The following is a 15,532-nucleotide window of genomic DNA, read 5'->3' as shown; positions in this document are numbered from 1 at the left end:
GCCGAAGCCCGACGCCTGTCGCTTACCGTGCCGGACCGTTACAGCAGACCGTTGTCCTGCAGGAACGCCTTGGCGACCGACGCAGCCGACTTCTGGTCGACCGAGTTCTGCTTGTTGAGCTCGATCAGGGCCTCCTGGGTGAGCTTGTCGTTCACCCTCTCGATGGCGTCAGCGGCCTTCGAGTCGAGGTCCTTCGACACGATCGGCGTGACGTTGTTCGCGGGCACCAGGTGCTCCGGGTCCTCGAGCGTCACGAGCTTCTCGGTCTTGATGCTCGCGCTGGCCGAGTAGATGTCCGCCACCTGCGACTGGCCGCTCGTGATCGCCTTGATCGTCAGCGGGCCACCGGAGTCGTTCTGCGCGTTCACCTCGCCGGTGATGCCGTACTTCTCCTTAAGTCCCTTCGGGCCGTACGCGGCCGTCGCGAACTCGGGGTTCGCGGCGATCGAGATGGTCCCACCGATCTTCTTGAGGTCGGCGATCGACTTGAGGTCGTACTTGTCGGCGAGCTCCTGCGTCACCGTGTAGGTGTCGGCGTCGGACGCGTCGGCCGACGGCAGGGCCTTTACGTCGGAGGGCAGCGCGTCGGACAGGGCCGAGTTGATGCCGTCGGTCGTCGTCTCGGTCGTGGTGTCCTTGCCGTCCTCCTGCAGGAGGAAGTTCAGCAGGTTGCCGTTGTACTCGGGGAAGACGTTGATGCTCCCCTTCTCGATCTCCGGCCAGTACGCCTTGCGCTGCCCGATGTTGAGCTGGCGCTTGACGGTGAAGCCCTCGTGCTCGAGTTCCTGCGCATAGAGCTCCGCGATGATCTCGTTCGAGGGGTAGGCCTGCGACCCGACGGTGATGGTCTTCGAGGACCCACCGTCCGAGCCGGAGGACAGCGGATCGCTCGAGGAGCAGCCCGCGAGGGCGATGGCCGCCGCGGACGCGACCGCGATGGTCGCGGCGAGACGCCGGGTCGATGCTGTGATCACGGGGTGGTTCCTTCCACAGGGGTTTGTGCTCGGCTGCCCGAGCGAGGGGTGCTCCGACGCGCATCACCCGACGCACCGGCGGAGACACCCGCTGGCACGGCGAGCCGCTGCAGCGCGGCGAAGACGATCTCGGAGACGATGGCGAGGGCGATCACGAGGAGCGAACCGCCCAGGACCTCGACGTAGTCGGAGTTGGCGAGGCCGGAGAAGGCGTACCCGCCCAGGCCACCGGAGTTGATGTAGGCCGCGAGGGTCGCCGTGGCGATGACCTGCAGGACCGCCGCGCGGATGCCGCCGACGATGAGCGGAAGCGCGAGCGGGATCTCGACCTTGCCGAGGACCTGCCAGGCCGTCATGCCCTGGGCGCGCGCAGCGTCGATCGTCACCCGGTCGATCGCCTCGACGCCGGAGTACGTGCCGGCGAGGATCGATGGGATCGCGAGGATGACGAGCGAGATGATCGGCGCTTCGAGCCCGAGTCCGATCCACAGCGCCAGCAACGTGAGCACACCCAGGGTCGGGAGCGCACGGATGCCGCCGGAGATGCCGACCGCGAGGGACCGGCCCCTGCCGGTGTGCCCGATCAGCAGGCCGAGCGGCACGGCGATCACGATCGCGATGAGCACGGTGACGAAGGTGATGCCGAGGTGCTCGCCGAGCCGGACGAGGATCGCGTTCGACCCGGTGTTGTTCTCGGGCGCGAAGATCCACGCGACGCCCTGTGCGAAGAGGTTCACGCGGACGCCCCCTCGGTGCGGAGCTCACGCGCAGCGGCTCGCCGCACGGACCGCGCGGCCCGGCCGGAGCCGCGGGTCCACGGCATGACCAGACGGCCGAGGAGCACGAGCAACCCGTCGATGACGAGCGCCAGCACGATCGTGAGGACGATACCGGTGATGATCTCGACGCTGATGCCGCGCTTGAGCCCGTCGGTCAGCAGGAAGCCGAGGTTCGGCACACCGAGCAGCGCGCCGACGGTGACGAGGCTCACCGTCGAGACCGCGACCACCCGGATGCCGGCGAGCAGCACGGGGCCGGAGAGCGGCAGTTCGACACGGAGGAACCGCTGCGCGGGCGAGTAGCCGAGCGCTTCGGAGGCGCGGACCACCTCGGGGTCGACGGCGTCGATGGCGTCCGCCGCCGACCGCGCCATCAGCGCGATACCGTACACGGTGAGGGCGATGACGACGTTGACCGGGTCGAGGATGCTCGTTCCGAGGATCGCCGGCAGGGCCAGGAAGAACGGGAACGACGGGATCGCGTACAGCAGGCTCGCCACGACGACGATCGTCGAACCGGTCGCTCGGGCTGCCCCGCGTCGACGGCGAAGGCGCGAGACGAGCAGCCCGATCGGCACCGACAGCAGGAAGCTGATGACGATCGGGGGGATGGACAGCCAGACGTGCGCGATCAGGTTCGACGTGATCGTGTCGAGGTTGCCCTGGACCCAGTTCACCGCTCGCCCTCGCCCTGCGGCACCGCGGCCGCGGCGTCCACCACCTGCACGGGGCCGGTCAGGACACCGGCGGCACGTCCGTCGCCGTCCACGACGATCGGGCCGGTCGGGGTCTGCTCGACCCGCAGCGCCCGACGACCACGGCCGGCGCCGATGAAGTTCGCGACGAAGTCGTCCGCGGGCTCCGCGAGGATCTCGGCCGGGGTGCCCTGCTGCGCGATCTCGCCGCCCTTCTTGAGGATGACGACCTGGTCGCCGAGCTTGAAGGCCTCGTCGATGTCGTGCGTGACGAAGACCACCGTCTTGCCGAGCTCGCGCTGCAGGCGGATCAGCTCGTCCTGGAGGTCGTTCCGCACGAGCGGGTCGACGGCGCCGAACGGCTCGTCCATGAGCAGGATGTTCGGGTCGACGGCGAGACCGCGCGCGACGCCCACGCGCTGCTGCTGACCGCCGGAGAGCTGCGACGGGTACCGGTTCGCGAAGGCCCGGTCGAGCCCGACGGTGTCCATGAGCTCCAGCGCACGCTTCCGGGCCTCGGCCTTGGACACGCCGGTCAGGAGCGGCACGGTCGCGATGTTGTCGACGACGCGACGGTGCGGCAGCAGGCCGGCGTTCTGCATCACGTAGCCGATGCGGCGGCGGAGCTGCACCGGGTCGACGGACGCGACGTCCTCGCCGTCGATGGACACCGAGCCCGAGGTCGGATCGACCATGCGGTTGATCATCCGGAGGAGCGTCGTCTTGCCACAACCACTCGACCCGACGAAGACCGTGGTGGTGCGGGAGGGGATGACGAGGTGGAAGTCCTCGACAGCGGTGGTGCCGTCCGGGTACGTCTTGCGTACCGAGCGGAACTCGATCATGGGTGCCCTTCTGTTCGGAGGTAGCCCGACTCCGCACGAGAGTACCCGCGCGGACCGACACGGGTTCCGTCGTGACGCCCCGTGTCGCCTCAGGGACAGCGAGCACGATCGGAGGGCGTACGCGACGACGCCCGCGACTCCTCTTCGGAGCGCGGGCGTCGACGGATGGGCGGTCGTGGCTCAGGCGTCGCGGAGGACCGTCTCCAGGTAGCTGTGCGTCATCGTGCGGTAGGCCTCGACCAGGGCCTGGTCGGGCGCCCCGCGGTCGACGTGGGCTCGGGCGAGCACAGCGTGTCCCGACTCGGCGAGGACCGTCCACGCCCGGTCCACCGCTTCGCTCGCGGGCAGGTCGAAGCGCTCGCGCATGACCTGGCTGACGGCGCCCCCGAGCGCGGCCATCCGGTCCTCGTCGTCGCCCGTGCCGGCGTCGGCGGTGTCGCCGAAGCCGATCGCACGGAACCCGGGCTCCGTGCGGTACATCTCGGCGGTCATGTCGATGAGGGCGTCGCACCCGGCCTTCCAGTCCGCCGCGCCGCTGGTCTCGAGCGCCTCGACGAACCGGGCGGCCAGGCGCTGGGTGCAGCGGATCGCCAGGGCCTCGACGACCGCGATGCGGTCCGGGAAGTAGCGGTAGACGGTGCCGATCGACGCCCCGGCCCGCTCGGCGACCATGGCCGTGGTCAGGCGCTCGAACCCGATCTCGTCGATGACCGCTGCGGCGGCGTCGAGGAGACCGGCGAGGCGCGCCGAACTGCGGGCTTGGACCGGCTCGTTCCTGAGCAGTGATGATCCCCCCGGCAGTGCGTTCGAAACCTCGGTGACGAGCACGTGTACTCCTTCTCGCGTCCTCGACGCGCTCTCCGCACAGGTGGTGCGCGGTGCGTTGTGTTCCACCGTCCACACGACACGTGGACGGTGGTGTCGGGGGCAATGGTCGCAGACTTCGTCTGGAACCCCGCTGCGACTCTCCACGAGCCGCATGAGCGTCCTCGGGGCCGGCGACGCCGCGGCGTGGAATGATGGGGCGATGCCCGACCCGACTCCCCACGAGCCGTCGCTGGCCGAGCCGATCCTGCACCGCGCGGCCCGGATCGAGGACGCCGTGCAGGAGTTCCGCGAGCAGCGCGCCCGTCGCCGCGGACTCGTCCCGACGGTGATCCCGTACACCGGGTACGGCGCGCCCGGCTGGGTCCGCGTCCTCGCGCGGGTGCTGCTCACCCGCCGTGGGCTCGCCTCGGACGCCTCGTACATCGGGGTGCGCGGCTGGCGCAGCTTCACGAGCGTCGCGGTCGACTCGGCCGAGGTGACGATCACCGCCGGCGGACGCAGCCACGTCGTGCAGTCGGACCGGGGCGGGGTCGTCGACGCCATCGTGCCGATCGACCTCGAGCCCGGGTGGCGCACGATCGAGCTCTCCGCCGGCGGTCACCGTGCCGTCCAGGCCGACGTCTTCGTGGTGCACCCGGACACCCGCTTCGGCCTGCTCTCCGACATCGACGACACCGTGATGGTGACGAGCCTCCCCCGCCCGATGCTCGCGGCGTGGAACTCGTTCGTCCTCACCGAGCACGCACGACGTCCGGTCCCGGGCATGTCCGTGCTGTACGAGCGTGTGCTGGCGCAGCACTCCGGCGCACCCACGGTCTACCTGTCCACGGGCGCCTGGAACGTCGCCCCGACGCTGCAGCGCTTCCTCACGCGGAACATGTACCCGACCGGCACCCTGCTGCTGACGGACTGGGGTCCGACGCACGACCGCTTCTTCCGGAGCGGGCAGCTCCACAAGCAGGAGAACCTCCGCCGCCTCGCCCGGGACTTCCCGGACGTGCGGTGGCTGCTCGTGGGCGACGACGGGCAGCACGACGAGGCGCTGTACGGCGACTTCGCGCGCGAGCACCCGGACAACGTGGCCGCGGTGGCGATCCGGCAGCTCTCCACGAGCGAGGCGGTCCTCGCCGGTGGCCGCTCCAAGGCGCAGGAGCGTTCGCGCGACTCGGCGGCACCGTGGGTCTTCGCGCCCGACGGCGCCGGGCTCTGGACGGAGCTGCAGCGCGTCGGGGTCGTCGAAGCCGACTGACCCGCCACCGCGACACCGGCCCACCGGCTGAGCACCTCCTCAGTGCAGCCGCCGCCGGGCGACGGCGTGGTTCGATCGGGGCATGCACTCTGCGCGCATCGAGGACCACGCCCTCATCGGTGACACCTACACCGCGGCGCTCGTCACCCGGGACGGCACGGTCGACTGGGCCTGCCTCCCCCGGTTCGACAGCCCCTCCACCTTCGCGGCGCTGCTCGGGTCCGCCGAGCACGGCGGGTGGTCGCTCCGCCCCACAGCCGACGACGCCACGGTCCACCGCCGGTACGTCGGGGACTCGCTCGTCCTCTCCACGGTCTGGACGACGAGCACCGGTGTGGTCGAGGTCACCGACTTCATGCCGATCGGGGAGCACCGCGCCTCGATCATCCGCCGCGTCCGCGGACTCCGCGGCGAGGTCGAGGTCGAACAGGTCCTGACGATCCGGTTCGACTACGCCAGGGCCCTGCCCTGGGTCCGGCAGATCGGCGGCGACGAGGACCCCGCGCTCCTCGCCACCGCCGGTCCCGGGTCGGTGATCGTGCGCGGCCCGCGCTTCCACGCGCACGACCGCCACCACCGCGCGACCACGACCGTCCACGACGGCGAGGTCCTCGACACGGTCCTCACCTGGTACCCCTCGCACCGCGAGCCGCCGGAGCCGATGGACGTGACCGGCGCCCTGCACCGCACCACGCGGTGGTGGGAGGACTGGATGGCCCCGGTCCGCACGCACGGTCGGTACGTCGACGCGACGCGGCGGTCCCTGCTGCTGCTCCGGGCGATGACCCACGGCGAGACCGGTGGTGTCGTCGCGGCCGCGACCACGAGCCTCCCGGAGGACCCCGGCGGCGAACGCAACTGGGACTACCGGTACGTGTGGCTCCGCGACGCCTCGCTCGCGCTCGCCTCGCTCATCGCGCACGGCTACCGCAACGAGGCCGCGCACTGGCGCGGCTGGCTGCTGCGCGCCATCGCCGGCGACCCGGCCGACGTCCAGATCATGTACGGCGTCGCGGGCGAGCGTGAACTCCCCGAACGCACCCTCGACGACCTGCCCGGCTACGCCCACTCGACCCCGGTGCGGGTGGGGAACGGGGCCTACACGCAGTACCAGGGCGACGTGTTCGGTGAGGTCCTCGCGGCGCTGCACGACGCCCGCGAGCTCGGCGTCGAGGAGAACGCCGACTCCTGGGCGCTCCAGCGGGCGCTGCTCGGGTACGTCGAGGACCACTGGCAGGAGCCGGACAACGGCATCTGGGAGATGCGCGGACCCCGGCGGCACTTCACGCATTCCCGGGCGATGATCTGGGCGGCGTTCGACCGCGGCGTCGCGGCCGTCGAGGAGTTCGGCCTCGAAGGCCCCGTCGACCGCTGGCGCGCACTCCGCGAACAGGTGCGCGCCGAGATCGAGGAGCACGGTTGGAACCCGGAGCGGAACAGCTACCGGCAGCACTACGACACCGACGAGGTCGACGCGAGCCTCCTCGTCCTGCCGCAGATCGGCTACCTGAAGGCCGACGACCCGCGCATGACGGGTACCGTCGCCGCGATCGAGCACGACCTCCGCACCGGCGACGACGGGCTCGTGCTCCGTTACCGCACCGAGGCCGGGTTCGACGGCCTGTCCGGCAGCGAGCACCCGTTCCTGGCGTGCTCGTTCTGGCTCGTCGAGCAGTACGCCGCCTCCGGCCGGGTCGAGGACGCCGAACGCCTCATGGACGTGCTCGTCGGCTTCGCGAACGACGTCGGCATGCTCTCCGAGGAGATCGACGTCGCGACGGGGCACCACATCGGCAACACCCCGCAGGCGCTGTCACACCTGACGCTCGTCTCGGCGGCCGACGCGATCGCGCGCGCCCAGGGCGCGTCGGCGGGGCACCGGACGCGCCTCGCCGTCCACGACGGCGGCACGCGCTCCTGGACCGGTGAGGGCGAGCGCGCCGGTACCGCGTCCTGAGACCGCTCGCTGACGACGGACGGGAGGCACGGTGCCAGCTGGCCCCGTGCCTCCCGTCCGTCTCATGTGCCCGTTCAGTGCACGACAGGTGCGTCCGTCAGGACGAGCTCACCCAGTCCGCCGGGCCGCGCGAACCGGCGCGGTACTCGTCGAGCGGGACGTCGTCCGCCTTCCAGGCGTCGACGACCGGCTCGACGATCTCCCAGCAGCGCTCGGCGACGTCACCGCGGATCGAGAGCAGCGGGTCGTCGTGGAAGATGCCGTTGAGCACCTCGCCGTAGGGGGTGAGCTCGCCGTCCGCGAAGGACGACGACAGGGTGACCTGGCCCATCTCGAACGGGTTGCCGCCGCCGTTGGCCGACACGGTCAACTCGATCTCGTCGGGGTTGAGCACGATGCGGAGCGTGTCCGTCTTCGGCCGACCGGAGAGGCCGGAGGGCAGGCGCGTCACGGGCTTGAAGGTGATGAGCACCTCCTTGCGGCTGGCACCGAGCGCCTTGCCGGAGCGGAGCGTGAACGGAACGCCCTTCCAGCGAGCGGTGTCGACCTCGACCGAGATCTCCGCGAGGGTCTCCGTCTTCCGCGAGGGGTCGACGCCGTCCTCGTCCTGGTACGACGGGAGCTCCTTGCCGTCGATCGTGCCGGCCGTGTAGACCGCTCGACGCGATGCGACCTTCGGGTCGCCGCCCTTCAGCTCGGTCGAACGGAGCACCCGAGCCAGGGACGAGCGGAACTCGACCGCGTCGATGTCCGCCGGGGCGTCCATGGTCACGATGCCGAGGATCTGCAGCAGGTGCGACTGGATCATGTCGACCATCGCGCCGGCCTCGTCGTAGTACTGGGCACGGTTCTCGAGACCGAGGGTCTCGTCGTAGAAGATGTCCACCTTCTCGATGTTGTCCGCGTTCCAGATCGGCTCGAACAGGCGGTTCGCGAAGCGCAGACCGATGATGTTGAGGACCGTGGTGCGACCGAGGAAGTGGTCGGTGCGGTGGACCCGCTCCTCCGGGACGAGCTTGAGCACCGTCTCGTTGAGGGCCTTCGCGCTGGCGACGTCGGTGCCGAAGGGCTTCTCGAACGCGAGGGTCGTGCCCGCGGGGAGCTCGACCTCCTGCAGCGCCTCGCAGATGTCCGAGGCGATCTGCGGCGGGAGCGCGAAGTACAGGATCGGCTCGGCGTCCGCGGCCGCAAGGAGCGCCTCGAGGTGCTTCGGGTCGGTCGGGTCGCCCTGGATGAACTGCGTCGACTCGAGGGTCGCGTCGACCTCCGGGCCCTTCACGTCCTGCGACGCGAACGACTTCGTGACGACGTCCTTCCACTGCTCCTCGCTCCGGGCGCTCCGGCCCGTGCCGATCAGCTGGACGGGGACCGCTCGACCGCTCTGCAGGAACGTGCCGAGGCCCGGCAGCAGCAGGCGGGAGGCGAGGTCGCCCGTCGCGCCGAAGATGATGAGGGTGCGCTTGTCGGTCACCTGAGGTGACTCCTTTCGCTGTGGTGGGGGTGGTCCGCTCCGAGTCAAGCCGGTTGCGGGCCGTGTTGTTCCCGGTTCGGTGCCGGGGAGTCGTGCTGGCGGTCGCTCCGGTGTGGCGCCGCCGCTCCGGCGAGCCGCGGTCCGCCGTGGTCCGGACGCACTTCGGGCGGCACCGGATGTGGTGCCGCCCGAAGATCGTCAGGGGTGTGACGGGGTCAGTGCCCGAAGTTCCCGCGGTAGTACTCGTAGACCCAGCCCACGAGCGTCACGGCGACGAACGCCATGCCGATCGGGACGAGCCAGAGGCCGGCTGCGACGCCGAGGAAGACGACACCGACGGCCGCGGCGAGCAGGATCGGCCACCACGACCACGGGCTGAAGTGCCCGAGCTCCGCGTCGCCGTCCTCGATGTTCGCGTCGGCGCGGTCCTCGGGGAGGACGCCGCCCTGCGAGGACATGACCTTGCCGAGGTAGAACGCGATGAACGCGGACATGATGCCGGTGAGGCCGATCGACACCGTGCCGACCCACTCGATGATGCCGTCGTAGTAGATGTACGACCAGATCGTGTACGCGGCGTCCGCGAGGATGAAGAAGACGAACAGGATCCAGAACAGGTTCTTGTTGGCGCGCATGGCGTTACTTCACCTCGCCCTTCGCGGCGTCGTAGGTCGGGGCGTCGGGAGCGTCCTTCGCCGGGCCCACACCGATCGGCACACCGGCCTCGGGGTGGTTCAGGTCGAACGCCGGGGACTCGGAACGGATCCGCGGGATCGACGTGAAGTTGTGGCGCGGCGGCGGGCAGCTAGTGGCCCACTCGAGCGAGCGGCCGTAGCCCCACGGGTCGTTCACGGCGACCTTCGGCGCGTTCCGTGCGGTCACGTAGATGTTGTAGATGAACGGCAGGAACGAGATCGCGAGGATCATCGAGCCGATCGTCGACAGCTGGTTCATCCACGTGAAGCCGTCGTTCGGCAGGTAGGTCGCGTAGCGGCGCGGCATGCCGATGACGCCCAGCCAGTGCTGGATGAGGAACGTCGTGTGGAAGCCGATGAACAGCAGCCAGAAGTGGATCTTGCCGAGACGCTCGTTGAGCATCTTGCCGGTCCACTTCGGCCACCAGAAGTAGAACCCGGCGAACATCGCGAACACGACGGTGCCGAACACCACGTAGTGGAAGTGCGCGACGACGAAGTACGAGTCGGACACGTGGAAGTCGAGCGGCGGCGACGCCAGGATCACACCGGTGAGACCACCGAAGGTGAAGGTGATGAGGAAGCCGACCGACCAGAGCAGCGGCGTCTCGAACGTGACCGAACCGCGCCACATCGTGCCGACCCAGTTGAAGATCTTCACGCCGGTCGGGACCGCGATGAGCATCGTCATGAGCGAGAACCACGGGAGCAGGACGCCGCCGGTGACGTACATGTGGTGCGCCCACACCGTGACCGAGAGGGCCGCGATGGAGATGGTCGCGTAGACGAGGGTCTTGTAGCCGAAGATCGGCTTGCGGCTGAACACCGGGAAGATCTCCGACACGATGCCGAAGAACGGCAGCGCGATGATGTAGACCTCGGGGTGGCCGAAGAACCAGAACAGGTGCTGCCAGAGGAGCGCCCCGCCGTTGGCCGGGTTGAAGATCTGGGCGTTGAACACGCGGTCGAGGCCGAGGCCGAACAGCGCGGCTGCGAGGACCGGGAAGGCCATCAGGACGAGGAGCGCCGTCACGAGGGTGTTCCACGTGAAGATCGACATGCGGAACATCGTCATGCCCGGGGCGCGCATCGTGATGATCGTCGTGATGAAGTTCACGGCGCCGAGGATCGTCGAGAAGCCGGTCATGCCGAGACCGAAGACCCACAGCGTCCCACCGAGTCCTGGTGTGAACGTCGTGTCACTCAGTGGTGCGTAGGCGAACCAACCGAACGATGCCGCACCCTGCGGGGTGAGGAAGCCGCCGACCGCGATGAGCGCACCGAAGACGTAGAGCCAGAAGGCGAAGCCGTTGAGTCGCGGGAAGGCGACGTCCGGGGCGCCGATCTGCAGCGGCATGACCGCGTTCGCGAAGCCCGAGAAGAGCGGCGTCGCGAAGAGCAGCAGCATGATCGTGCCGTGCATGGTGAAGAGCTGGTTGTACTGCTCCTTCGTCGCGACCACGTGCAGGCCGGGCTCGAAGAGCTGGGCGCGGATGACGAGCGCCATCACACCCGCGAGCAGGAAGAAGATGAACGACGCGATCAGGTACATGTACCCGATGGTCTTGTGGTCGGTGGAGGTGATCCACCGCACGATGATGTTGCCCTTGCGGCCCACCTTCGACGCCTGGAAGTCCAGGGTCGTGGTGCCTGCCGCCGGCTGGCCGACGAGCGACGTGGTCATCTGACGGAGCCCCTAATCGTTCTCGGACGCCGTCACGGGCGCCTTGTTGTTCGGTTCGTTGGTGTTGGTGTTGTACTCGTCACCGAGGAGACCGGTCTTGCCCTGCTCCGCGAGGGAGTCGAGGTACTTCTGGTACTCGGTCGGCGTGACGACCTTCACCTGGAAGAGCATCAGCGAGTGGTACTCACCGCAGAGCTCCGCGCACTTGCCCTGGTACGTGCCGAGCTTCTCGGGGATGAAGTACTCGTCGTTCTGCTTGCCGGGGATCATGTCCTTCTTGTAGAGGAAGTCGATCACCCAGAAGGAGTGGTTGACGTCGCGCGACGACAGCTCGATGTGCACCTTCTTGCCCTTGGGCAGGTACAGCGTCGGGAGCTGCGACTCGTCGATCGCGCCGTTGGCGTTCTCTTCTTCCTGGGCCTGGATGCCCTGGTAGTAGACGCTCTTGGACTTGTCGTCCTCGTTGATGTAGTTGAAGTCCCACGCCCAGCGCTTGCCGTAGACGTGGATCGTCGCGTCGGCCTTGGCGAACGGCTGCTCGATCGCGGCCTGGTCCTTCGCGGTGAAGGCGAAGAAGCCGAGCACGAGGATGAGCGGCACGATCGTGTAGAAGATCTCGAGCGGCATGTTGTACCGCATCTGCACCGGGAGGCCGGTCTGGCCCTTGCGACGGCGGTAGACGATGGCGGCCCAGATGATCAGGCCCCAGACGATCAGACCGACCGCGAGGAGGACGACCCAGCTCGTGGTCCACAGGCCGACGATGCGGCTCGTGTGGTTCGTGACGTCACGCGTCTCTTCCGTGCCGGGCAGCCAGCCGTTGAGCTGCTGCTGCGTGCAGCCAGCCAGTGCGACGACCAGACCGACGGCCACCGGGATGGCCGCCCAACGTATACGGCGATTCGAACGCACTATGACCTCTCGCAAAGACGTGAACCCGGAGCGGCCGCGACGCGAAGGTCGCTCATGGGTCGCTCCCAGCTTGGTTGGAACACTCCTAGCTTACTCGCAGCCGGGGACAGCTCGCGCCAACCGGAGCTCCGCGTGGCCCCGATCCGCAGGCGTCGACGCCCCGCTGACCAGGGCGGACGCGAGCGGGGAGCGACCTGTCCGGTCGCTCCCCGCTCGCGTGTCGGCTGGTGGGCGTCAGTGGAAGCTGTCGCCGCACGCGCAGCTGCCCTGCGCGTTGGGGTTGTCGATCGTGAAGCCCTGCTTCTGGATGGTGTCCTCGAAGTCGATCGTGGCGCCGTCGAGGTACGGGACGCTCATCTTGTCGACGACGACCTCGACGCCGGGCTCGAACTCGGCGGTGGTGTCGCCGTCGAGCATGCGCTCGTCGAAGTAGAGCTGGTAGATGAGCCCCGAGCAGCCACCGGGCTGGACGGCGAGGCGCAGGCGGAGGTCGTCACGGCCCTCTTGCTCGAGGAGGCTCGCCACCTTCGCCGCGGCTGCATCGCTCAGCTGCACGCCGTGCGTCGGCGTCTCGGTCGCCGCCGCGGTCTGCGCTTCGGTGATGGTGTCGCTCATCGCGCGTCTCCCTCCGGGCGGTGCGGATCACCGCGCCTCGTGACGATTGTAAGCACGCTCCCCCGACACCCGCAGCAGGCGGCTGCAGCCTGTGGAGCGACGAGCGCTGTGGAGCCCACGGACGGACGGGAGGCCCGTGGCGGCGTCGCCACGGGCCTCCCGTCCGTCCTGCAGCGCGTCAGCGCGTCGCGAGCCGCGCCAGCAGGATCGTCTCGGACGCGATCGCGCGGTGCAGCACGCCGAGGTGCTGCGACTCGTTCGGGCTGTGCGCGCGGGTGTCCGGGTCCTCGACGCCGGTGACCAGGATCTGCGCGTCCGGGAACTCCGCGGCGAGGTCGGACACGAACGGGATCGACCCGCCGATCCCCTGCTCGACGGCCTCGGCGCCCCAGCCCTCGCGCATCGCGACGCGGGCGTCCTGGACGGCCCACCCGGCGGTGTCGACGAGGAAGCCGTCGCCGGCGTCCGGCTCGCTCAGCTCGAGGTGGGCGCCGAACGGGACGTGTGCGCGGAGGTGGCGCTCGACGGCGTCGCGGGCCTCCACCGCGGACTGTCCGGGGGCGACCCGCACGGACACGCGTGCGCTGACCGTCGGGATCAGGGTGTTCGACGCGTTCGCGACGCTCGGCACGTCCATGCCGGTCACGGTGATCGACGGCTGGAACCACATGCGGCTGAGGACCGGACCGGTGCCGACGGGTCGGACGCCGGGCAGCAGGGCGGCGTCCGCAGCGAGCTCCTCGTCGGTGCGCTCGGGGACGTCGGCCTCGTACGAGGTGAGCCCCTCGACCGCGACCGAGCCGTCGTCGTCGTGGAGCGAGGCGAGCAGGCGCACCATCGGGATCATCGCGTCGGGCGCCGCGCCCCCGAACATCCCGCTGTGGCTCGCGTGCTCGAGCGTCGTCAGGGTCAGCTTGAACGTGACGTTGCCGCGGAGGGACACCGTGATGGAGGGCACCTCGGTGGACCAGTTGTCGCTGTCCGCCACCACGATGACGTCGGCGGCGAGGTGCTCCTTCTGCTCGCGGAGGAACGTGCGGAACGACCGGGAGCCGAACTCCTCCTCGCCCTCGACGAACAGCACGACACCGAGGTCGAGGTCGTCGCCGAACTGGGCGTGCAGGGCGCGGAGCGAGGCGATGTGCGTCATCACGCCGGCCTTGTCGTCCGAGGCACCGCGGCCGTAGAGACGATCACCGCGGAGGGTCGGCTCGAACGGCGGGGTCTCCCACAGTGCGTCGTCGCCCTGCGGTTGCACGTCGTGGTGGGCGTAGAGCATCACCGTCGGCTTGCCGTTCCGGGCCGGGCGGACCGCGAGCACCGCGGGCTGGCCGAGCTGCTCGTCCTCGTGCCCCTCGGCGACGTCCGAGGTCGACCCGTCGAACGCGGACCGGACGATCCGGACGGCATCCTCGCCGAAGACCCCGGTCGAACGGGCCAGGTCCGCGACGGCCTCGGCGCTCGCCCGGACGTTCGCCGGGTCGAACGCCGACCACGACACCGAGGGCAGGCGGACGAGGGCGGACAGGTCGGCGATGGTCGCCGGCAGCGCCCCCTGCACGTGTTCGCGCAGGGCGTCGAGGAGTGCGGGGTCGGTGGCTGCTGCGTGCTGGTCGGTGTCGGTCATGTCCCGTAATCTAGAGGACGATCCAGCACGCAACCGCAGTCAGGAACGCACCGTGGCGAAGGCAGCCCCCAAGACCAACACGACCGTCAACCCGTCCGAGGCCGAGCTCCTCGAGCAGGGCAAGGGCCGGCCGACGCCGAGCCGTCGTGAGCGTGAGGCCGCGAACCGTCGCCCGCTCGTCGGCAACTCCCCTGCTGACAAGAAGGCCGCGCGTGCCCGCCTGAACACCGAGCGCGAGAAGGCCCGCGTCGGCATGGCCAACGGCGAGGAGCGGTACCTCCCGGCGAAGGACCGCGGCGAGCAGCGCAAGTTCGTGCGCGACTGGATCGACGCCCGCTGGAACGTCGGCGAGGTCATGATGCCGGTGCTCGTGATCTTCCTGATCCTCGGGTTCGCCGCAGCGCAGACCGTGCTCGCCTCGTACGCGCTGCTGCTCGTGTGGGCGTTCGTGGCGTTGTTCATCATCGACTGCGTCGTGCTCTGGCTGTCCCTCCGCAAGAAGCTCACGAACAAGTTCGGCACGATGCAGCGCGGGACGTTCCTCTACATCCTGACGCGGGCGTGGCAGCTGCGGTTCCTCCGCCTGCCGAAGCCGCAGGTGCGCCGCGGGCAGTACCCCGCCGTCTGACCTCGGGCTCGGCCCGCTCGGAGCGCCGCTCGACCTCGGTCGGGCGGCGCTCTCGCGTGCGTGGGTGGGTGCGGGGCGCGGGGCACCGGTCGGCACGAGTTGATCGCACGACATGCCGCTCACGTCCGCCGGGCGCGACACGTCGTGCGACCAACTCGTCACGCGCACGGCACGTCCTGCGACCAACGCGCGTTCCGGCACCGGACGGAAGGCACGGGTGACGTCGGCGCCGGCTGGTCGCACGACATGCCGCTCACGTCCGCAGGGCGCGACACGTCGTGCGACCAACTCGTCACGCGCACGGCACGTCCTGCGACCAACGCGCATTCCGAAGCCGGACAGGAGGCACGGGGCGGACCGGCACCGTGCCTCCCGTCCGATGCGTGGTTAGTGAGGTTCCACGACTCGCCGCACGCACCGTCCGGTGCGTGGTCGGTGAGGTTCCACGACTCGCCGCGAGTGCGTCGCCCATGTTCCGAGGATGGCCGCCCCGCACCACGAGATGCCGACATTTTGGGACCTCAACGGGACGGGCGGGACCGCGAGTCCGCGCCGGGACCCGGCCGCGCGGCG

General features: G+C 69.7%; 13 protein-coding genes and 1 pseudogene. 3 read left to right on the top strand and 11 right to left on the bottom strand.

The features are described 5' to 3' along the window. Positions 1-38: 38 nt before the first annotated feature. From ACSW7Y_RS05470 to ACSW7Y_RS05450, 5 genes are all read right to left on the bottom strand, one after another. Positions 39-974, bottom strand: coding sequence for an ABC transporter substrate-binding protein (locus tag ACSW7Y_RS05470; protein ID WP_438125319.1), 936 nt, complete (start codon positions 972-974; stop codon positions 39-41). Next, positions 971-1,711 carry an ABC transporter permease gene (locus ACSW7Y_RS05465; RefSeq protein WP_438125318.1) on the bottom strand — a complete coding sequence of 247 codons (741 nt, stop codon included), beginning with the start codon at positions 1,709-1,711 and terminating at the stop codon, positions 971-973. Before ACSW7Y_RS05465 ends, ACSW7Y_RS05470 begins: the two co-directional genes overlap by 4 nt. Further along, positions 1,708-2,430: an ABC transporter permease gene (locus ACSW7Y_RS05460; protein ID WP_438125317.1), complete on the bottom strand. Its 723-nt coding sequence runs from the start codon at positions 2,428-2,430 to the stop codon at positions 1,708-1,710. The genes ACSW7Y_RS05465 and ACSW7Y_RS05460 overlap by 4 nt, the downstream gene beginning before the upstream one ends. Then, the gene (locus ACSW7Y_RS05455) at positions 2,427-3,293 is read right to left on the bottom strand and encodes an ABC transporter ATP-binding protein (protein WP_438125316.1); all 867 of its coding nucleotides are present in this window, start codon (positions 3,291-3,293) and stop codon (positions 2,427-2,429) included. Before ACSW7Y_RS05455 ends, ACSW7Y_RS05460 begins: the two co-directional genes overlap by 4 nt. 180 nt (positions 3,294-3,473) lie before the next feature. Next, positions 3,474-4,121 carry a TetR/AcrR family transcriptional regulator gene (locus tag ACSW7Y_RS05450; protein WP_438125315.1) on the bottom strand — a complete coding sequence of 216 codons (648 nt, stop codon included), beginning with the start codon at positions 4,119-4,121 and terminating at the stop codon, positions 3,474-3,476. A gap of 199 nt (positions 4,122-4,320) precedes the next feature. Here ACSW7Y_RS05450 and ACSW7Y_RS05445 point away from each other — a divergent pair, with 199 nt between their 5' ends. Next, the gene (locus ACSW7Y_RS05445) at positions 4,321-5,370 is read left to right on the top strand and encodes an App1 family protein (RefSeq protein ID WP_438125314.1); all 1,050 of its coding nucleotides are present in this window, start codon (positions 4,321-4,323) and stop codon (positions 5,368-5,370) included. A 79-nt stretch (positions 5,371-5,449) separates the two neighbouring features. Continuing rightward, positions 5,450-7,327: pseudogene (locus ACSW7Y_RS05440) on the top strand (glycoside hydrolase family 15 protein); the annotation flags it as partial. 97 nt (positions 7,328-7,424) lie between these two features. Here ACSW7Y_RS05440 and ACSW7Y_RS05435 read toward each other — a convergent pair. The 6 genes from ACSW7Y_RS05435 to ACSW7Y_RS05410 all read right to left on the bottom strand — a co-directional run bounded on the left by ACSW7Y_RS05435 (position 7,425) and on the right by ACSW7Y_RS05410 (position 14,331). Continuing rightward, complete coding sequence (locus tag ACSW7Y_RS05435) at positions 7,425-8,798, bottom strand: glucose-6-phosphate dehydrogenase (protein WP_438125313.1); 1,374 nt, start codon at positions 8,796-8,798, stop codon at positions 7,425-7,427. Positions 8,799-9,013: 215 nt separating this feature from the next. Beyond that, positions 9,014-9,433, bottom strand: a complete 420-nt coding sequence (locus tag ACSW7Y_RS05430; RefSeq protein ID WP_438125312.1) for a cytochrome c oxidase subunit 4 — start codon at positions 9,431-9,433, stop codon at positions 9,014-9,016. A 4-nt stretch (positions 9,434-9,437) separates the two neighbouring features. Continuing rightward, complete coding sequence (ctaD, locus tag ACSW7Y_RS05425; RefSeq protein WP_412880466.1) at positions 9,438-11,177, bottom strand: aa3-type cytochrome oxidase subunit I; 1,740 nt, start codon at positions 11,175-11,177, stop codon at positions 9,438-9,440. Positions 11,178-11,189: 12 nt separating this feature from the next. Then, on the bottom strand, positions 11,190-12,089 hold the full coding sequence (gene ctaC / locus ACSW7Y_RS05420; protein ID WP_438125311.1) for an aa3-type cytochrome oxidase subunit II: 900 nt from the start codon (positions 12,087-12,089) through the stop codon (positions 11,190-11,192). 234 nt (positions 12,090-12,323) lie between these two features. Continuing rightward, a complete protein-coding gene (locus tag ACSW7Y_RS05415) occupies positions 12,324-12,704 on the bottom strand; it encodes a HesB/IscA family protein (RefSeq protein WP_438125310.1) in 381 nt (126 codons plus the stop codon). A 178-nt stretch (positions 12,705-12,882) separates the two neighbouring features. Then, the gene (locus ACSW7Y_RS05410) at positions 12,883-14,331 is read right to left on the bottom strand and encodes a dipeptidase (protein WP_438125309.1); all 1,449 of its coding nucleotides are present in this window, start codon (positions 14,329-14,331) and stop codon (positions 12,883-12,885) included. A gap of 52 nt (positions 14,332-14,383) precedes the next feature. Here ACSW7Y_RS05410 and ACSW7Y_RS05405 point away from each other — a divergent pair, with 52 nt between their 5' ends. Then, complete coding sequence (locus ACSW7Y_RS05405) at positions 14,384-14,959, top strand: DUF3043 domain-containing protein (RefSeq protein ID WP_438125308.1); 576 nt, start codon at positions 14,384-14,386, stop codon at positions 14,957-14,959. The last annotated feature ends 573 nt before the right edge of the window (positions 14,960-15,532 follow it).

This window comes from Curtobacterium flaccumfaciens (genome assembly GCF_051548005.1).
In the GTDB taxonomy this organism is placed as follows: Bacteria; Actinomycetota; Actinomycetes; order Actinomycetales; family Microbacteriaceae; genus Curtobacterium.
This window is presented reverse-complemented; position numbering and strand designations above follow the sequence as displayed.